Origin of the sequence: Paenibacillus sp. RC67 (assembly GCF_030020805.1) — a bacterium.
Lineage (GTDB): Bacteria > Bacillota > Bacilli > Paenibacillales > NBRC-103111 > Paenibacillus_S.
In genome coordinates, this window is the sequence record NZ_CP125098.1 from 1602978 (window position 1) to 1622597 (window position 19620).

Consider the following 19620-nt stretch of genomic DNA (forward strand, 5'->3'; position numbering starts at 1 on the left):
ACCGCTATGTTGAACCTAAATGAAATAGAGTGACTCATAGAAGTTGCAATAATAGTGGCGTCAATAATGGAGACCCAACGCGTATCCTAGACAATCAAGCTGCACAGAAGGCGGGGGGAAGCTATGGTCAAGCCTGCACAATGGCTGAAATATTATTTATCGGACACACAAACCCGACTGGTCTTGATGCTGACGATTTTCGTTTCTTTGATTATTTTAGCGGTCGGTCTGACGTCTTACTATACGTCGAAATCTGTACTGCAGAGTGAATTAAGCGAGCCGCAGCATCAGTCTTTGCGTATTGGTATGAATTATATAGATAAATATATTCAAGATACGAACTATATTGCCATCAAGGTAGCCTTGCAATCCAACGTCTATAATTTCTTGACGATGCAGGAGCAGAACTCGTATAGCAACATCAATCAACTGTATCAGTTTCTTGAGACGCTGCTGGGCAACTCGCCTTATATCGAGAGCATTTATATATATGACCGAGCCCGCGAAAGCTTTGTCGGTTATCCCCAAGGCTTCAGCTCCAGGGCGGTAACGTTCGCCGATTCGGATTGGGTTGATGTGGCTGAAAGGTTTGGAGATAAGCTCATGCTTGTAAGTTCCCGGGTAGTGGCTGCTTCCGGGAATAACCCCGCCTCTAATAAAGTGACTTTGTTCCGCAAAATATTGATCCAGGGACAGTTTAAAGGGATTGTTGCAGTCAATTTTAAAAGCGATCCGTTATTCAATAACATGAATCCCGAATATGTATCCGGCTTGAATCGGATGCAATTCATCCTTGGCAAGGAAGGCGAGCCGATCTACTCTGCAGGCAAGGGGACGATCGAAATAAGCACGGTGCGCAAGGCGCTGCAGCAGCTTAATGGCGAACCGTTCGGCGATTTTGTCCAAAACGGCAAGCGCCTGTTAGTTTCCCACGCCCGTTCTCCTGTTACGGAGTGGGATTATGTATCGTTTGTTCCACAGGACAATTTGCTGGCTAAGTCGACATCGATCCGTAATGTGGTCATCGCAGTATCTTTTATTGCCTTAGTATTTGGCGGCATTGGGATCTTTTACACGCATTCCGTTGCTTTTAAGCCGGTACGGAGGATGCGGAAGATGCTCACGACTTACGGACAGGACGAGGTCAGCCCGGATCTGATCGATTTGGAGAAAATCACGGGCAAGCTCCTTAAAGACCATGAAAAGCTGGCTGGACTTGTCCGGCAAACGATGCCTGAAGCATCTTCTAAATTTTTGCATGATATGTTTGCAGGGAATATGAAATCGAACCGTGAAATATCTGAGAAATGGAAGAGCTATTTTCCGGAGTGGTCTGATGTTCCTCTTACCGTAGCTGTCATTTCGATTGACCGTTATTCGGAATGGGCAAAGGGTTTTCCGGAAAAAGATCATTTGTTGCTTAAATACGCACTGGCAAACATCGCTTCGGAGCTGCTGTCTACTGGTTGGCGGAACGTTTGTGTAGATTTGGGAAGAGATCAGACGGCCGTATTGCTTCAGCCTATTGCCGGCACAGCGCAGCCACTGCAAGAGAAGCTGACTGAAACCGTGATGATTATACGACGTCTGCTTAATTTTAGCGTATCGGTTGGATACAGCGAGCCCCATGCGGAAGCAGGCAAGCTTAAGTTGGCGATTTACGAAGCGGACAACGCGCTTAGCTACAGATTATATCGGGGCTATGGCAGTGTCATTTCTTACGAAGCGGTGTCAGAGCATGAAATGTCCGATACCTTTGCTAACGAGGCTATCATTGATGACTTGACGAGCTCTATCGAAACGGGTATCGAGGAGCGGGCACAGCGTATTCTGGAACGGATTCTTCATGATATCCGGGAAGACTATTGGTATCCATCTGAGGCGCTCTCATTCCTTGATACCGTCACGGCCAAGCTGAACCGGATTACTCGCGGGAAAGAGCCTGGGGTTTGGGAAGAACCGGATGTGGACCGTTCCTATCGAACCATGGATCTTCATGATATCGGAAACATCTTAACCGAACAGACGAAATCCTTGGCCGAACGCTTCGGCGATCTGATCCAAAGCAAAGAGTTTATTATGGTACAGAACATGATCGATTATATGAAAGAGCACCTGGGAGAAAATGTAGGTGTTCAAGAGATTTCAGCTTCCATTGGCATCAGCGTTAGCTTGGCGAGTCAAATATTCAAACAGGAAACGAACGAAACGATACACGAATATTTTACAAAGCTTCGAATCGAACGTGCTGCTGAGCTGCTTTTGGAAACAAACAGTAAAATATCGGATATTGCACAGATGGTCGGCTATCAGCATGAAAACAGCTTTATTCGCGTATTCCGAAAATATAAAGATATCACTCCCGGGAAATACAGGGAGCTGATACGAAATCATGATGCTACGTTCAACAGTTTGAATTCGTAAATGAGCATCTCCTCAGTTCGCATGAAGCGGCTATTCGGGGAGGTGCTTTTTGTCAGTAACAATAAGAGATATGTTTGGACAATCAACCGATGCTCCAAAGGACAAACCGATCCTCCAGGCATGGTCCCTATTGCATAATCTGCGCATGAATTGGTCAAACGATGTGTTGTTTCAGACTCGGAGCCCGGGCTAAGATAATAAACGTCAATGAACAAATCCATACAGATAGGTGGTCGGTTGCATATGGCCAGGGCGATGCTCAGCGAGAAGGCAGGTCACACAGCAACAACAGCGAGAGTGTCAAAAAATCGGTATCTCGAAAACATAAGGAAACACGGGCTGCTGTATTTAATGATTCTTCCCGGCATCGTATTTTATATCGTTTTCAAATATGTACCGTTGGCAGGAAGCGTCATAGCGTTTCAGAAATATCAGATTATGAGGGGGATTTTTGACAGTCCATGGGTCGGGCTCGATAACTTCCGGTTTATATTTACTTATAAGGATTTTTACAATGTGCTTAGAAATACCGCATTAATTGCGTTCTATCAGCTTGTATTCGGATTTCCAGCACCGATTATACTGGCCCTTTTGTTTAATGAAGTGCGTTCAGCGCTCGCAAAGCGGACGTTTCAAAGCTTTTTCTACCTTCCCCACTTTTTATCATGGGTCGTGGTAGGCGGGATCGTATTTGAATTGTTAGCCACTAAGGGAATTGCCAACACGATGAGAGGATGGTTCGGGTTGGAGCCGCTCCTGTATATGCAGGAACAACGGTTTTTTCGCTCGATTCTAGTCATCTCGGGGATTTGGAAGGAAATCGGTTGGGGCACGATCATTTATCTGGCGGCGTTGGCCGGGGTAAACCCACATCTATATGAAGCGGCGGTTGTTGATGGGGCGAACCGATGGAAGCAAACATTGTACATTACGCTGCCATCGCTGTTTCCAACGATTTTGGTTCTTTTCCTGCTGCGGATCGGCAACTTTCTGGAGCTTGGATTCGATCAGGTATACAACCTGCTGACGCCGATGACTTATTCGGTAGGGGATATCATTGAGACCTACGTATATCGTGCAGGTGTTCTGCAAGCGCAGTACAGCGTAACGACGGCTATCGGCTTATTCCAATCCGTCATAGGATTTGTTCTGCTATGGATTTTCAACCGATTTGCAAGAAAAATGGAACAGGGGTTGTGGTGATGAAGCCAACATTAGGAGAAAAAAGTTTCAGTGTCGTGAATTATGCGGTTCTTGCAGTAGCTTCATTGACCATGCTGTTCCCGCTGATTCAAATGCTTGCCGTATCGTTCAGTTCGCCTTACGCTGCCGACGCCAAACAAGTTTTTATACTACCGGTTGAGTTTACGACAGCATCCTGGGATTTCATTTTACACAAAAAGGATTTGTGGCATTCCTTCTGGGTGACGATATTTATATCTGTCGTTGGTACCTTATTGAGTATGCTGTTCACCGTCATGACGGCTTACCCGCTTGCACAGCAGGCGTTTCTCATTCGCAAGCAGGTCATGCTGCTCATAGTGATCACGATGATTTTCAATGCTCCGATGATTCCTTTCTTCCTTACCGTCAGGGAGCTTGGGATGCTGAATTCAGTTTGGTCCCTTATCATTCCGGGCTTGATTAGTACCTTTAATATGATTATTATCCGAACGTTCTTTATGGGGATGCCCCAGGAACTGGACGAATCGGCCAAAATGGATGGCTGCAACGATTTCCGGATTTTATTCCAAATTTATTTGCCTTTGTCAAAGCCTGTTTTGGCGACGGTCAGTTTGTTCTACGCTGTCGGCTACTGGAACACATTCCAAAGGGCGGTTATGTTTATACGCGATCCGAATTTGTGGCCTCTGCAGATGAAGTTGAGGGAGTACCTTATGAATACGGAGGAGATTCTTCCTGTTAATCAGATGATCGGGACATTCGATTTTAATGCAACGACGCTGAAGGCGGCGACAATCATTTTTGCAACGGTTCCGATTTTGCTGGTATATCCTTATTTGCAAAAGTACTTCGTCAAGGGAGCATTGCTCGGCTCGGTGAAGGGATAACGTTAGTTAGGCCAAGCCCCGGCTTAATATATAAGAGCTTAAGGGAACTAGAAACGAAAGGGTGAGTCAAGCATGTCCAAACGTAAACGTATGAAGAAAAGTATTGCTCCAGCAATGGTTCTAATCCTTGCGGCTTTATCCGCAGCCGGCTGCAGTACAGCAGGCAAATCGGAGGGAGGGAACGCCGCGCAAGGAGGAGGAAACGGTCCTGTTACCGTTAAAGTATTTAAAACCCATATGGGTAAGGGAACGATTCCCGACAACAATAATGCTCACGTAAAATATGTTGCTGAAAAAACGGGGGTACAGTACGCGCTATCCACTAGCCCACCGGGAGCTGATCCTACAGAAAACATTAATGTGATGATCGCTTCGGGCGATCTCCCGGATATTATGCGTCCGATTGGCGGCGTGGAGCAGACGATCATTCAGCAGGGCGGAGCTCTTGCGCTTGACGATTTGCTGCCTAAATATGCGCCGAACGTATGGAAAAGCATTCCGAAGGAAGCTTGGGATGTTGTGCGTACGGCCTCGCCGGACGGCAAAATCTATTATGTTCCCAAGGTGTACATGATCCCGGAACGGGTTCCGATGATCCGCAAAGACTGGATGGACAAGCTGAACTTAAGTATGCCTAAGACGAAGGATGAATACGTTACTTTGTTAAAAGCGTTCAAAGATCAGGATCCGAATGGCAATGGCAAAGCGGATGAAATTCCGACATTGGGCCGGGAATTCGGAACTTGGATGGATCATCTGTTCGCCATGTACGGTGTCGCCATGTGGGAAGGGAAGCCAGAGTGGGATATTTACGAAGGCAAAATCCAATATGCAGGCACTTCGAAAAATATGAAAGCAGCCATCGGTTTTATGAGAGAGCTGTATTCGCAAAAGCTGCTGGATAACGAAACATTCTTGAATAAAGGCGATGTATGGCAAGCCAAAATCAACAACAATTTAGTAGGTAACTGGTATCATCTTCCTGCTTCATTGAAGGATAAAGTGGACGCCATGCGCAAAACGGCGCCAAATGCTTATGTGACGGCTCTAGCCTTACCGAAGGTGGACGGATTTAACGGATTTATCACCCAGAAAAGCATTGGGGAAGCCGAATGGCTGATTCCGAAGGCTTCCGAGAAGCTGGCACCGTACTCCTTGAAGCTGCTCGACTTTTTCTATGACCCGGCCAATGAAGATTTCGTCCGATTCGGTGTTGAAGGACTTCAGCATGAGGTTGTGAACGGTAAGAAGAAGCTGCTGCCGCAAACCGAAGACAAACCGCTCGCGTTGGATATGCAAAACTTCACGACGAAGGAATCGATGGACAAACGGTTGGATCAGCTTTATCCGGAAGATCAAGCCAAGATGGTCAAGGATATTTTTGAGGTTGGAACCAAAGACGCACGGAGAATCGCAGGCGATGGAATGCCGAGCTCCGTCTACGAAGGGTTCCCTGACATTCAATCGCATAAGCTGTTCCAGGAGTATTTGGCAAAAATCATTATTGGTGAATGGCCGATTGAGAAGTTCGATGAGTTCGTGGACAAATGGAATAAATCCGGCGGTGACGCTGTAACCAAACGTGTTCAGGAATGGTACGACAAAGTGCAAAAATACAGTAAACAATAACCATATGGCGGCATTGCCTTCTTGCTGAGGGCAATGCCGTTATGATAAGGAGAGCTTGTAATGAAATCGAGCATTGACCGCAAAGCACTGGTTACTCGACATAACCCTGTAATTCACGCACTGGACCCATTATCACCACTTTCTGTAGGCAATAGCGAAATCGCCTACACCGTAGATTTGACCGGAATGCAGAGCTTTCCCAACGACTACACGTTCCCATTAGGAACTCAATCGCAGTGGGGATGGCACAGTTCCGGTAATCCGGATAAGCACCAGTTGGAGGAGCTTCGGTTGAAGGAATACGAAACCTATGGTCGTAAGGTCGGTTATGAAACCGATCCTGAAGGTCAGGAAGAGGTATTTCATTGGCTCCGGCAAAATCCCCATCGACTTCAGTTAGGTCGGGTTGGGCTGGTTATTCGGGCAGAAGATGGTAAACGGATAGCCATCGCCGATGTGCAGGATGCCAAGCAAACGCTCGACATGTGGAGTGGAACCATTACGAGCCGCTTTCGAGTAGAAGGATTGGCGGTACAGGTGATAACGTGCTGTCACCCACATAGTGACCAGATTGGTATCCAGATTGATTCACCACTTTTGGCACAAGGCCGACTATGTATTGAGATTGCTTTTCCAGATCCGGAGCCGGTATCTCGTAACTGGGGCAAATGCATGGCCGTGGAGTGGGGGCGTGATGAAACCCACGAGACGAAGGTTGCCGACGTTTCGTCGGGAAAGGCCGTATTTGAACGAACGATGGATAGCGACGGATATCGAATGGATGTCAAATGGTCTGACAGCGCAGAGTTGAGCCGTGGTGCCAAGCACTCATTTTCGCTGACCCCTTCGGCGTTAACAGAAACATTCTCTTTCACTTTCGGGTTCGTTAGAACCGGAGGAGAGATTGAGATGCTACCTGCCGATGCGATTCAAGTGGAGAGCAGCCTCCACTGGGAGGCATTCTGGAACGACGGAGGCGTGATTGAGCTGGCAGAAAGCCAAGACGCACGAGCCCTCGAGCTGGAGCGTCGTATCGTGCTGTCGCAATTTTTGACGGCAATCCACTGTGCAGGGTCACTTCCTCCTCAGGAGACAGGTTTGCTGTACAATAGCTGGTTCGGCAAGTTCCACCTGGAGATGCATTGGTGGCATGCGGCACATTTTGCGCAGTGGGGCCGCATCGGGTTGTTGAAGAAGAGTCTCGATTGGTATCGGAGGATTCTTCCGGTCGCTGAGAAGCTGGCCCGCTCGCAGGGGTACGAGGGCGCAAGATGGCCGAAGATGGTAGGGCCTGAAGGCCGGCAAAGCCCTTCACCGATCGGAGCGCTGCTCATTTGGCAGCAGCCGCATCCAATTGATCTTGCAGAGCTATGCTACCAGGCGGAGCCGACCCGCGAAACGCTGGATTGGCTGAAGGACGTCGTCATGGAAAGTGCGCGGTTTATGGCTTCTTTTGCCGTATGGGATGCCGATCGCAAGGCTTATGTGCTTGGACCGCCGGTGATTCCCGCTCAGGAGAATCATCGCGGGGAGGATTCGATCAATCCTACGTTTGAACTCGAATATTGGAGACATGGCCTAGAGATCGCTTTGAAGTGGAGAGAGAGACTCGGGATGCCGACGGAAGCTCTTTGGGAGCGGATACGGGACGGGCTTGCCCCGCTGCCTGTAGGGGAAGAAGGCGTATATATGGCGCATGAGCGCTGCCCGGATACGTATACGAAGATGAATATCGACCATCCTTCGATGCTCGGCGCGCTGGGGATTCTTCCCGGCAAAGCGGTTGACCACGATGTGATGCGGGCGACTTTGAACAAAGTGGTGACCGAATGGAAGTGGGATACCTCATGGGGCTGGGACTTTCCAATGTCGGCTATGACGGCAGCTCGTCTCGGTGATGGGAATAGGGCCGTTGACCTGCTGTTGATGAACGCCACGAAGAACACTTACCTGCCTAACGGCCACAATTATCAACGCGATAATCTGCTTGCTTATTTGCCTGGTAACGGTGGACTGCTGGCAGCTGTCGCGCTCATGGCCTGCGGATGGCAGGATGGTCCGGACACACATGCTCCGGGATTCCCATCAGACGGTACTTGGACGGTTCGTTGTGAAGGACTGCATCAACGACTGTAGCATCAGGAAGTAAAGCAGATTCGCGCTCCCTTATTCCACCCCGGTTCGCCATTGGTTCATCAACTGCTCGCGGACACGAGCTGCTATATCGAAGCGGTACGCGGGATATAAATTTTCCAGCTTGACGGAAGCGAGCAGCGGATTCACAGGAATGTCGGGTGTAACCGGAAAAGAGAAGGCGATATTCATATAATCCGCCTGAACCTCGCGCGACAGCATGAAGTCGACGAACTGCTTCGCTGCAGCTGGGTTGTTGCCACCCTTTAGGATTGAGATAGCGCCTATCTCCCAGCCGGCCTGCGGTGGGATGACTGAACGTATATCGTAGCCTGAGTTTTTGAAGCGCAGCTGGTCGCCCAGGAAGCTGACGACGGCAGCGACCTCGCCTTCTGCTAGACGCTGCGCGCTTGTGATGCCGGCGAACGTTGTCGAGGCGCTTTGCTTCTTCAGCTTCTGCATGAGGCTGATGGCCTCATGCTCACCCCGCTGCTGCGCGAGCGAAGCAAGCAGTGTGTATCCCGTACCCGATGTTTCCGGGTCGGGAATTTGGATCTTGCCCGCTAGCTCCGGCCGCAGCAGGTCTTCGTACTGCTGCGGCATTGGCAGGGAGGCCAGCTGAGGATCGCGCTGCCACACGCTCTGATTGACGCCGATGGCGAGAGCGCCCATATACATGCCTGTCCAGTAGCCGTCGCTGTCTTTGTATTTGGCAGGGATACTGCCGACAGCGGGGGACAGGTAGTGAACGGATTTGCTCTTGTTCTTCAGCTGCTCATGAAGGTCGGCAGGACCGCCAAGCACGACGTCGATGCCCGTTTTGCCAAGCGTCAGCAAGCGGTAGCTTGCTTCTCCACTGGACATACGGATGAGCTCATAGGGCTGATCCGTCTTTTTCTTGAACGTCTCCAGCAATATGCGTCCCTCATCCTCTTGGAAAATAACGTACACCTTAAGCGGCTGATTGCTCTTTTTTTCGCTGAACAGCATAATGCCGGCAGCGACTGCTATGACCAATGCCAACGCGATGAGCCATTCCTTTTTCCGCATGATCCTGCCTCCTCCTGAACAGCCAAAAAAGGAAACACAAGTTTCCTTTTGGTTGAATCATAAATTATGCTGTGGTTTTAATCAAATGGATTTTTTCTGCGGCTGCACTGATCATAACATTCCCCTCGAAGCGGGTTTGACCGATATCATAAACGTCGACAATCCATTCTTTCATCGTATCGTCGAGAATAAAATAACGCTCCTTCTCGCCGAGGAACATGGAGGATTTTACAAAGCCGCTGATGACAAAATCGGTGTCGGTGTAAGCAGCGTTGATGCGCATGGATTCAGGACGGATGCTGAGCAGCACCTGTTCGCCCGGCTGTACGGCTTCATCACTAGTAGCTACTGCAGTACGTGTCTTCCCTTTGATAGCATACTCAACAGTAGCTTGCCCACTGGCGGTTTGCTGTACGACAGCATCCGCAAAATTCGTTGTGCCTATGAAATCGGCGACATAAGGTGTACGCGGCTTATAATAAATCTCATGTGGCGTACCGTATTGATCGATGGCGCCCTTGTTGAAGACCACGATGTAGTCCGACATCGACAAAGCTTCCAATTGATCATGCGTAACGTAAATGACGGTTAAGCCAAGCTCCTGCTGGATCGTGCGCAGCTCGACGCGAACCTCCTCGCGAAGCTTGGCGTCCAGGTTGGAGAGCGGCTCGTCGAGCAGGATGATCGGCGAGTTCATGACAAGCGCCCGTGCCATCGCAACGCGCTGCTGCTGGCCACCGGACATTTGGTGCGGATAACGCTCCTCCAGCCCGGTCAGCTTTACCTTGGCAAGCGCACCAGCGACGCGCTCTTGTACTTCCGCCTCAGGCCGCTTCTGAATATCCAAACCGTATGCGACATTATCGAATACGGTCATGTGCGGGAAGAGAGCGTACTCTTGGAACACCATCGGTGTTCCCCTCTTATAAGGAGGAAGATCGTTAACGAGCTTGCCGTCAATGCGAATCTCGCCTTCATCAATCGTATAGAAGCCTGCGATGGAGCGAAGCAGCGTTGTTTTGCCGCAGCCGCTCGGCCCAAGGAATGTAATGAATTTACCGCGTTCAATTTGCAGATGAATCTGCTTGAGGACGTGATTATCGCCAAATACTTTGTTGACATTTTTCAAATCGAGTAACACTTGCGAGCTCATGCGCCTCACTCCTGACGTTTTAGAAATCAAATATTTTAACCTTTGAACGGAATATCAGCTTCATAATACCGAGCGTTGCCAGTGTCGCGCCCATCAAGCCTACGGCGACTGCGGCTGCCCAATAATAGGTGCCGGTCTCAGCATAGTTGAAGATAGAGACCGCGGCGACAACCCATTTGGGGGTAATCAGGAACACGATGGTGCTTAAGGTGTTCATATTTTTCATAAAAGCATAGACGAAGTTGGCGACGACGGTTTTTTGCAGCATCGGGAAGACAATCGTAGTGAGTGTCTTTCTGCTGTCCGCACCCAGGTTCGTAGCTGCTTCTTCAATCGATTTGTCTACCTGCTTGAATGATGCGGTCAGTCCTCGATAGCCGACAGGCATCTGCTTGAGCAGCATGGCTACGATAATCAAGACAGCGGATCCTTGAAGGACGATAGGTCCTGAGCTGAAAGCGACGATTAACGCCAGTCCAACGAATGTACCAGGAAGAGCAATCGGCAGTACGGCGATGAAATCGAGCCATCTTTTGCCTGGAAAAGGCTTGCGGACGATAACATAGGCTAATACAAGCGCAAAGGCGACAGCAAGGAACGAGCTGACTAACGACAGCACAAGACTGTTCATAACGGCAGGACTGGACGGATTAAATACAATTTTCATAATATGGTCTAATGTAAAAGTGTTGTCCCGGCCAAAATTGTTGGTAAAAGCGAACAAAATCGTAATGGCGAACATCGCCAGGATGAAGACGGACATGAGGCTGTTGAACGTAAACAACACGATATCGGTTTTGCGGGACGTCGTCACTCGGTTCAGACCCGATACCGGCTTGCCTGTAATCGTCGAATAGGAGCCCTTGGACAGCAGCTTGTTCTGGATGACGAACACGAGCAGGGCAGGGATGACCAGGATAATACCCATGACGGATGCGAGACCCGGCTCATTATTAATGATTTCACCATAAATTTCAACGGCCAGAAGCGAGTAATTGCCGCCAATCAGCTTCGGATTCCCGAAATCCGCGAAGCAGTTGATGGCTACCAGCAGGAAAGCGTTAATGACACCCGGCAGCGCCAGCTTGAGTGTAATCGTACGAAATAGGTGGAAACCACGGGCACCTAAGTTTTGTGCTGCGATTTCAAGATTGGGAGAGATAGCTCGAAGGACGCCGGTAATTGTCATATAAGCAAGCGGGAAATAGGAGATCGTCTGTACGATCCATAGTCCCGGCAGGCCATAAAGATCAAGCTCAACGCCGAACCAGGCTTTCATCCATTGGGAAACCATGCCGCCTCTGCCGAACAAAAGCAAGAAGGCGAGACCGGTCATGACCGACGGCGCAAGGATCGGGAGGAAAGCGATGAAGCGGAAAAATTTCTTTCCTCTGATGTTGCTGTAATGGATCGAATACGCATAAATAAATCCGCATACTGTTGCGGTCAGAGCGGATAAGGTGGAGCTGACGACGGTGTTAAGCAGAGCGGTACCGTAACGGCTTTTGCTGAAAAAGGTTATCCAGTTGTCCGCGCCTGGCAAAGCTACGACATAAATGAGAGGATACACGACAAAGAGACAAAGCACGGCAAAGCTGATGAGAACCAAAATCAGGGAAGAAGGATCTTTGACCAGCCGACCGACCGATGCGCCCATGCCTGTTTTTTCTATAATCATAGGAGGCTATGACCACCTTCCGAATTCATTGTTGTGAGGGAGGGGAGTCCGAGAGGACAAAGCCTGCACGGACTCTAACAGCATCCCGGGAATACCGACGGCTTATTTCAAGTCTTTCAATGCGTCCTGCAGCTCTTTACGCTGATCGGCCGCTTTCCATAAGCTGTAGGATTGATTGTACTTCGTTGTTTTAATATCGATACCGTTTTTCGGAACAGGAACGCCAGGTTTTACAGAAACAGCCATTGCGGACTCGCTGTAAAGGACACCAGGCTCTTTGGTAAGCATGTAGTCCATTAACTTCTTAGCGTTAGCTGTGTTAGGTCCACCTTTGACAATAGCCAGGCCGCCTACTTCGTAGCCTGCAGCTTCAGGAACGATACTCACAATTGGATTGCCTTGGTTTTTGATCTTTAACTGGTCGCCGAGGAACGTAACACCGATAGTGTACTCACCCTTAGCAGCTTTTTGAATCGGCTCGATGCCGGACTTCGGTCTTTCTTTCAGGTTAGGCAGAAGCTGCCCTACGTACTTGAGCATTTCATCTTTGCCCCATACTTGAGCGAGGGAAGCGACGGCGGTGTAAGCCGTACCGGATGTGGCAGGGTCGGACATGCCGATCTCGCCTTTGAATTTAGGGTCCAGCAACTCCTTGAACGTTTGCGGATAAGGGGCAGTTCCATATTTCTCTTTCCAGCGCTGCTCGTTAATGCCGATGGCAACAGGATTTAAGTAAAATCCGGTCCAGAAGCCTTCCTTATCCTTCATGTTGTCAGGAATGTCTGACGCGTTCTTCGAAATGTAGCTCTCCAGAGCACCTGCTTTCTTAAGTACTTCATGAGAGTCGGCAGGACCGCCCATCAGGAAGTCAGCCTGCGGCTTGCCCATTTCATTCTGAACGCGAGTTACCGCTTCTCCACTTGGCAGGCGAAGTACTTCGTAATCAATGCCTGTTTCGGCTTTAAACTTATCAAGAATTTTACGCGCTTCCTCTTCCTGGAAAATCGAATACACGGTAATCTTGCCTTTAGCTTTGTCAGAGAACATCCCTGATTTGTAAGTGAAAAATCCTGCTATCAGGACAACGATAATAACGGAAACGATCATTACCGAGCTGTTGCTTTTCTTTCTAGCCATTTCTACCAACCATCCCCTCAATAAGTTAGGAGGCTTCTCTTAGCTTGAAATAGGCTTTATGGTTCGTCTCGTCGAGCAAATCAAAGACAACGAAGTAAGCGTTGTCATATCGATCGATATGCAGCCAATGCTTACGGTTTTTCTCCTCTCCGGCAAGCTGCACGACATAGTGGGAGCTCGGCGGTTCTTCAGTGAAATTGAAGTGACTGAAGTCGATGAGTCGCACGGACGTACGCATTTGCATCGTTAGAGAGGCTCGTTCGCTGGCAGACAGCGGTGTAAGAACGCCGTTCTCCAGCCTGAAAACCTCATGCTCCGCATTGTCGATCGCTGCACTTACCGTATCCGCAGTCAATGTTTTGTCTATCAGCATATTCTGAAGCTTGCGGATCTCTGCGCTAACCTCCAACGAGTTCACCGAATCGGAACCGAAAAGAAAGCCGCTTGTTCCTATCTGGAACGAGACGTCTTCCTGATCCAGATAGGCTATGGAACCAGATAGCAGCAAACGGGAAGCGTTTGCACGGTTTTCCTGACGGCCTGAGCTGAGCAGGCGGGCAAAAGATTCCTTCCACGCAATAAGCTCTTTCGGATCCTCGATGGAGATAGTGCCGATCCCGGGATAAGTGATGTTCATACGCATAGGAACGCCGTCGAACATATCACGGCTGTTCGGTTCCCGGGGAATAATCCTGACTTCATCTACGCCGGTGCGGAACAAATAGGCAAAGATACCGATCAGTGTACACCCGATGACGATTTGTAACAAGATGAGACGTAACCATGAAAGCCCTTTCTTCTCCTCTTGCATGTAGAATACTCTCCTTTTATCTCAAAAAAATCGTAGGTTTGTATCAATTTTGTAACAAAACGGGGGAAGGCAATTTTTGCGTCTGAAAATGCAGCTGAACCACGGTGCCTTGTCCAGGCTTGCTGCGGATATGGATGCTTCCACCCTGCAGCTCCATCAGCTGCTTGCACAGCGGCAGACCAAGTCCATGAGAATGGCTCGATATCGGACGGTGTTCTTTTTGCTCGGCCGGAAGAAATAGAGCCTGAACTTCCTGCTCGGTCATGCCCTTCCCGTTGTCGGAAATGCGAATAATGCTGCTGCCGTCCACGCTCTCGGATTCCAGCTCAATATGGAGCTGAGTGCACTCGCTGTGTTTGATTGCATTGTCGATCAAGTTGAAAAGCACCTGTTGGGTGCGCTTCGGATCGAAATAGGCATAGCAGGCTTCCATGGATAGCGTCGTCGCGATCAGAGACTTTTGCAGCGTCGGTTCGACGATTTGCAGACTGTCTGCAAGCACAGCGGCAAGGTCAGCGTTCTCCGTCTGCACTCTCCATGCTTCGTCGCCTTTGAGAGAAGAGTGAAGCAGCTCCTCAACCATCTGCAGAAGACGAGTACTTTCTTTGCGAATATACCCATTGCAGCTGCGGATATCATCGATCCGCTCCAGCTTGTCGATTAAATCGGAAAATCCCATAATCGAGGTGAGCGGCGTTTTCAGCTCATGAGTTACGTTATCGTAAAACTTTTTCTGCTTGCCCTGCTCGTAATGCAGCAGCTCGATATGCTCCTGCAGAGCCCTGGACATCTGATTGAAATCGTTCGCGAGCTCCCTTACTTCGTCATGGCTGCGTACGGTGATCTTCCGGCTGAAATCGCCTACGGCTACTCGCTTCAGCGCCTGCTGGAGCGCTTGCAGGGGCTGCATGATGAAGAACGAGAAGGAGTAGCTCGCCAGTAGGGCGATCAGTAGGCATCCCACCGCAACGCCAATGAACCAGCGACGCATTTCGGTTAACGTCTGCTCATGCTGGTTCAGATCGAGAAGGTAGCGAAAGCCGCCGACAATTTTTCCTTCAAAGGTAAAAGGGGAGGCATAGATCAGCAGCTTCTGGCCTTCAACCTCGGTGATGACCGATGCAGTCTGGCCGTCGAGCGCAGCGTCAATGTCACTTCGCTTGATCAAATCTTCCCTGTTACCGCTATCCCCGACAATAGTACCCTCGGAGTCGAACAACTGCACTTGAAAGTTGCTGTTGGCTGCCAAATGCGATGCAATCAAGGGTGCATATGTACCTGAAAATAGCTGTTCAATGCTAATTTTTTTATCATTAACAATCTTGAGCGCCTCGATTCGATGCAGAGAGTAGTATTGGCTTAAAGTCTGGGTATCGCGCTCAATCATGCTTTTGCTCAATGTGTAATTAATGACCACGTACATTGCTGCTAACAGCATGATAATGGTGATCATATGCTGAATGAACAATTTATTGCGCAGCCTCATGATTTAGACCTCCAGCTTATAGCCCATCCCGTGAACGGTGGCGAGTACATGCTCATGGGGTCTCAATTTCTCCCGGAGACGGTTCACCAGCATATCTACGGCACGCGTTTGTCCATAATATTCGTAGCCCCATACTTGATCGAGCAGATGCTCGCGGGAGAACACCTTTTTCGGATTTTTACATAGCAGCCACATGAGCTCGAACTCCTTGCTTGTCGTCTTCACCAGCTTGCCGGCTACCTTGAGAGTACGCTCGGTCCGGTCGATTTCCAGCACACCAATCTGAAGGCAATCAGCAGAAGATTCTATTGTATCCGCTTTCATGCGACGCATGACGGCGCGTATCCGCAGGATCAGCTCCCGTGTTTCAAAAGGTTTCGTCAAATAATCGTCGGCACCGAGCTGGAAGCCGAGTATTTTATCGTTCATTTCGTTCTTGGCTGTCAGAACAATGACCGGAATATCTTTATAAGTATGCCGAAGCTGCTTCAACAGCTCGAATCCTGATTGATCAGGCAGCATCAGATCTAGCAGGATCAGGTCGATAGGGGTGGAGGCTAGCTCGCTTAGCCCAGCGCTAACGGTGCCGGCAACGATGGGTTGAAAGCCTTCGACTTCTAGGCTGAGTTTCAGCAGCATTTGGATGCTGGAATCGTCTTCGATAATTAAAATGTTCACCGGGAGGCTTCCTTTCCGTAAACGATTATAGTTCTGTAGTCCGTGATCATTAACGTTAGTTTATACGTTCATTCTACACGAGTCTTTTTTGTTGTAAAGCTTGGATGATTGGAAACGGATGGCGATGAGGTAACGTGACGTGACGTGACGTGACAATTCATTTGATTGCTTTATTGAATATGTGGTACAATACTATTGTACTTAGGTCCGTAGCTCAATGGCAGAGCAACCGGCTCTTAACCGGTAGGTTGTGGGTTCGACCCCCACCGGGCCTATCCAACAAATATTCATACGCAAAGCCCTCTTTCCTTTGGGACAGAGGGCTTTTTTTGAAACAATCTAACCATGCATCTATGATCAGACAATAAAAGGAGCCTCTTCGCTTACCGAAGAGGCTCTTTAACAAACTTTTATCTGAAATCCGGCGGAATTCTGCGAGCCACTCCGGTCAGGATGGCGGCTTCGATAATGCCTTTCCGTACGTTGGTGACGACGCGCTCGTTGAATATGCTCGGGATGATGTAATGCTTGTTGAGCTCAGCTTCTGTCACTACCGCAGCGATAGCACGCGCAGCGGCGAGCTTCATAGGCTCATTGATGCTCTTGGCCCGGCAGTCAAGCGCCCCGCGGAAAATGCCGGGGAACACAAGTACATTGTTGATTTGATTCGGATAATCGCTTCGTCCCGTAGCGAATACCCCTACATGTGGCAGTGCTTCTTCCGGATCAATTTCCGGCTTAGGGTTCGCCATGGCGAATACTATACTATCCGAAGCCATGGTTTGGATATCTTGAGCATTCAAGATCCCGCCTCGGGATACTCCGATGAACACATCGGCACCCTGTAGAACATCCTTTAACGTTCCTTCTGTTGCTTCAACTTGAGGCTGCTCCGATAACCACTGCCACATCGGGTGGTGGGAATAAGTTCCGCCGCGAACGATGGCACCTTCCCGATCTACGGGAACGAGACGGGTTACACCGGACCCGAGCAGCATTTTGCAAATAGATACGCCGGCTGCCCCGATGCCGTTAACGACGACACGGATCTGATCAATCCTCTTACCAACCACCTTCAAAGCATTCAACAGACCCGCAATGACAACTACAGCGGTACCGTGCTGATCATCGTGAAAGACAGGGATATCGAGTTCATCTCCAAGCCTTTTTTCGATTTCAAAGCAGCGTGGAGAGCTTATATCCTCTAGATTAATGCCGCCGAATATTGGGCTAATCGCTTTAATGGTACGGATGATTTCCTCCGTATCCTTGGTATCAAGACAAATCGGGAATGCATCGACTCCAGCAAGCTGCTTGAACAGCATCGCCTTGCCTTCCATTACAGGCGCGGCTGCATGAGGGCCGATATCGCCAAGTCCGAGAACAGCTGTTCCATCTGTGATTACGGCAACGGTATTGCGTTTGATCGTTAGCGAGAACGCTTTTTTCGGATTCTCATGAATAGCGGTACAAACCTTGGCTACCCCCGGAGTATACACACGGGATAAATCCTCGCGGTTTTTGATAGGCAGCGTAGGCTGTGTTGTAATTTTACCGCCCAAATGCACGAGAAACGTACGATCCGATACATTAATCAATTTAATCCCGTTCAGCTTCGATAAGGCATCAATCACGCTGGATTCGTTAGACTCCGCTACATCGACGGTAATGTCACGAATAGAAGATTCTTTCCCTGCCCTAATGACGTCGATGGACGTAATGTCCCCGGAAGCTTTACTGATTGCAGAAGCAACATCACCGAAGGTGGTTGTTTCATGAAACAGCTCCACACGCAAAACAATACTAGTATGTGACATCTCTACTCTCATCCATTCCTATATAATGTATTTTATCTATTGTAGTGGTATTGACTTTGTTAGTTTTGTTTAGCTATCTTCACCTGCAACATGGCTCGCTTCAGAAAGGGAGAGGTACTTGGTCTCCGGAGCCCATGCGATGGAAACAATAGCACCAATGACTAAAACGGCGGTAAGTCCAAGCATCGTAGTATTAATGCCAAAGCCGTCGATGCTTATAGGTAGCAGGAATGTACCAATCGCTGAACCTAGCCGGCTAACCGATGTAGCAAGACCGACCCCGCTGGAGCGTACTTCAGTAGGAAAGCTCTCGGCAGGGAATACCCCGACCAGATTGCTCACAGCTGACATAATTAATGAAAAAACGCTGAAAACAATAATCATCAATACAGTCGCATTACCTGGCAGAATCGTAAGCAATAACAAGGCAACAGCCAGTACGATAAATGAACCGATCAGGAAGCCTCTGCGTGAAAACTTCACTGTAAACCAAATACCGAGAAAGGCTCCGACCAGAAGCAGCAAATTCAACAGAAGGTCGGTTCCAAAGCCTTCACTAAGTCCCATGACTTCAAGAATGGCTGGAAGGAACGTATAGATAGCAAAGTATGGAATGACGATACAAACAAAGAACAAGCAGTTGAACGCGGTACGCTTTCTAAACTCTTTGCTGAACAACACGGCGAAGCTTCCTTTTTCAGCTTTGGCAGGTGTCTCATCATCAAGAACAATGTTTGGACCTAGATGTTTCATAACGATGTTTCTTGCTTCTTCAACACGCCCTTTGTTAATAAGCCAGCGCGGAGATTCGGGAGTACCGATACGCAGGAAAAGAATGATCACTGCAGGAACAGCTGACGATGCAAGCATCCAACGCCAGGCTTCTGGTCCCATACTGAGCAGATAAGTTCCGATAAGCGTCGATCCGACATATCCTACTGTCCATATAACACTGAAGGAGCCGAGCAGAACGCCGCGATGTTTTTTCGGTGAGAATTCGGCGAGCATGGTATGTCCTACACTATAGTCTCCGCCTAGCCCGATCCCTATTAATACCCGTAAGATAAAGAGCTCAGTCGGACTGTTAACGAAAAATTGTAAAACGGATGCAAGGGTAATGATAATAAAGCTGAGCACGAAAATTTTTTGCCTGCCGATAAAGTCAGAAATGTATCCGAATACTAGGCTTCCCAAAAAGAGTCCAATTAAAGCAGAGCTGCCGATTAAGCCTGTCCAAAATGAATCGAGATTCATTTGTGGTTTGATTAAACTGAAAGCGATTCCAATTATGCCTAATACGTACCCGTCAGTTAAGTGAGCGCCAAAGGTAAGACCGGCCATTTTGATATGGAATTTGCTTAATGGCGCGTCGTCCATTTTTATGGATTGGTTAACGTTCAAGTTGGTTTCCCCCTTGTAAGTAGATGGGCGTTACACATTTTTCGCCAGAATAGGGGTTGGCGATCCACGTCATGATGTAATTTTAAAACTTGAAGGCTTTGCAGATTGGGTATGACCTCATCAACGTGATAGCAAGAAAAAGGGAATGAAT

Annotated in this window: 14 protein-coding genes and 1 tRNA gene; 6 read left to right on the forward strand and 9 right to left on the reverse strand. The window is 48.8% G+C overall.

The window, feature by feature from the left end; translation table 11 throughout:
- Nucleotides 1–123 precede the first annotated feature (123 nt).
- The 5 genes from QMA13_RS07315 to QMA13_RS07335 all read left to right on the forward strand — a co-directional run bounded on the left by QMA13_RS07315 (nt 124) and on the right by QMA13_RS07335 (nt 8261).
- A complete protein-coding gene (locus tag QMA13_RS07315; RefSeq protein ID WP_282940561.1) occupies nt 124–2424 on the forward strand; it encodes an AraC family transcriptional regulator in 2301 nt (766 codons plus the stop codon).
- Nucleotides 2425–2775: 351 nt separating this feature from the next.
- Entirely contained in the window at nt 2776–3627 is an 852-nt protein-coding gene (locus tag QMA13_RS07320; protein WP_481858210.1) for an ABC transporter permease, read from the forward strand.
- A complete protein-coding gene (locus QMA13_RS07325; RefSeq protein WP_282940562.1) occupies nt 3627–4496 on the forward strand; it encodes a carbohydrate ABC transporter permease in 870 nt (289 codons plus the stop codon). Before QMA13_RS07320 ends, QMA13_RS07325 begins: the two co-directional genes overlap by 1 nt.
- Nucleotides 4497–4568: 72 nt before the next feature.
- The gene (locus QMA13_RS07330; protein WP_282940564.1) at nt 4569–6125 is read left to right on the forward strand and encodes a type 2 periplasmic-binding domain-containing protein; all 1557 of its coding nucleotides are present in this window, start codon (nt 4569–4571) and stop codon (nt 6123–6125) included.
- A gap of 60 nt (nt 6126–6185) precedes the next feature.
- Nucleotides 6186–8261 carry a glycosyl hydrolase family 95 catalytic domain-containing protein gene (locus QMA13_RS07335; RefSeq protein ID WP_282940566.1) on the forward strand — a complete coding sequence of 692 codons (2076 nt, stop codon included), beginning with the start codon at nt 6186–6188 and terminating at the stop codon, nt 8259–8261.
- A 30-nt stretch (nt 8262–8291) separates the two neighbouring features.
- Here the strand turns inward: QMA13_RS07335 and QMA13_RS07340 are convergent, their stop codons facing one another.
- From QMA13_RS07340 to QMA13_RS07370, 7 genes are all read right to left on the reverse strand, one after another.
- Complete coding sequence (locus QMA13_RS07340) at nt 8292–9275, reverse strand: extracellular solute-binding protein (protein ID WP_282940568.1); 984 nt, start codon at nt 9273–9275, stop codon at nt 8292–8294.
- A 97-nt stretch (nt 9276–9372) separates the two neighbouring features.
- Complete coding sequence (locus QMA13_RS07345; RefSeq protein WP_282940570.1) at nt 9373–10461, reverse strand: ABC transporter ATP-binding protein; 1089 nt, start codon at nt 10459–10461, stop codon at nt 9373–9375.
- A 19-nt stretch (nt 10462–10480) separates the two neighbouring features.
- Nucleotides 10481–12139, reverse strand: coding sequence for an ABC transporter permease (locus QMA13_RS07350; protein ID WP_282940571.1), 1659 nt, complete (start codon nt 12137–12139; stop codon nt 10481–10483).
- Between the two features lie 102 nt (nt 12140–12241).
- Nucleotides 12242–13276 carry an ABC transporter substrate-binding protein gene (locus QMA13_RS07355; RefSeq protein WP_282940572.1) on the reverse strand — a complete coding sequence of 345 codons (1035 nt, stop codon included), beginning with the start codon at nt 13274–13276 and terminating at the stop codon, nt 12242–12244.
- Between the two features lie 25 nt (nt 13277–13301).
- Entirely contained in the window at nt 13302–14087 is a 786-nt protein-coding gene (locus tag QMA13_RS07360; protein WP_282940573.1) for a DUF3919 family protein, read from the reverse strand.
- 43 nt (nt 14088–14130) lie between these two features.
- Entirely contained in the window at nt 14131–15573 is a 1443-nt protein-coding gene (locus QMA13_RS07365) for a HAMP domain-containing sensor histidine kinase (RefSeq protein ID WP_282940575.1), read from the reverse strand.
- Between the two features lie 3 nt (nt 15574–15576).
- Nucleotides 15577–16251, reverse strand: a complete 675-nt coding sequence (locus QMA13_RS07370) for a response regulator transcription factor (RefSeq protein WP_282940576.1) — start codon at nt 16249–16251, stop codon at nt 15577–15579.
- Between the two features lie 203 nt (nt 16252–16454).
- Here QMA13_RS07370 and QMA13_RS07375 point away from each other — a divergent pair.
- Nucleotides 16455–16526, forward strand: a tRNA-Lys gene (locus QMA13_RS07375).
- A 135-nt stretch (nt 16527–16661) separates the two neighbouring features.
- Here the strand turns inward: QMA13_RS07375 and QMA13_RS07380 are convergent.
- Together QMA13_RS07380 and QMA13_RS07385 are read right to left on the reverse strand one after the other, a co-directional pair.
- The gene (locus QMA13_RS07380; RefSeq protein WP_282940577.1) at nt 16662–18068 is read right to left on the reverse strand and encodes an NAD-dependent malic enzyme; all 1407 of its coding nucleotides are present in this window, start codon (nt 18066–18068) and stop codon (nt 16662–16664) included.
- A gap of 69 nt (nt 18069–18137) precedes the next feature.
- A complete protein-coding gene (locus QMA13_RS07385; RefSeq protein ID WP_282940579.1) occupies nt 18138–19469 on the reverse strand; it encodes an MFS transporter in 1332 nt (443 codons plus the stop codon).
- Between the last annotated feature and the right edge of the window lie 151 nt (nt 19470–19620).

Excerpts from the sequence above, each read along its gene's own strand:
- QMA13_RS07315 (WP_282940561.1), top strand. The coding sequence starts at position 124 with ATGGTCAAGCCTGCACAATGGCTGAAATATTATTTATCGGACACACAA.
- QMA13_RS07320 (WP_481858210.1), top strand. The coding sequence starts at position 2,776 with ATGATTCTTCCCGGCATCGTATTTTATATCGTTTTCAAATATGTACCG.
- QMA13_RS07325 (WP_282940562.1), top strand. The coding sequence starts at position 3,627 with ATGAAGCCAACATTAGGAGAAAAAAGTTTCAGTGTCGTGAATTATGCG.
- QMA13_RS07330 (WP_282940564.1), top strand. The coding sequence starts at position 4,569 with ATGTCCAAACGTAAACGTATGAAGAAAAGTATTGCTCCAGCAATGGTT.
- QMA13_RS07335 (WP_282940566.1), top strand. The coding sequence starts at position 6,186 with ATGAAATCGAGCATTGACCGCAAAGCACTGGTTACTCGACATAACCCT.
- QMA13_RS07345 (WP_282940570.1), bottom strand. The coding sequence starts at position 10,461 with ATGAGCTCGCAAGTGTTACTCGATTTGAAAAATGTCAACAAAGTATTT.
- QMA13_RS07350 (WP_282940571.1), bottom strand. The coding sequence starts at position 12,139 with ATGATTATAGAAAAAACAGGCATGGGCGCATCGGTCGGTCGGCTGGTC.
- QMA13_RS07355 (WP_282940572.1), bottom strand. The coding sequence starts at position 13,276 with ATGGCTAGAAAGAAAAGCAACAGCTCGGTAATGATCGTTTCCGTTATT.
- QMA13_RS07360 (WP_282940573.1), bottom strand. The coding sequence starts at position 14,087 with ATGCAAGAGGAGAAGAAAGGGCTTTCATGGTTACGTCTCATCTTGTTA.
- QMA13_RS07365 (WP_282940575.1), bottom strand. The coding sequence starts at position 15,573 with ATGAGGCTGCGCAATAAATTGTTCATTCAGCATATGATCACCATTATC.
- QMA13_RS07380 (WP_282940577.1), bottom strand. The coding sequence starts at position 18,068 with ATGTCACATACTAGTATTGTTTTGCGTGTGGAGCTGTTTCATGAAACA.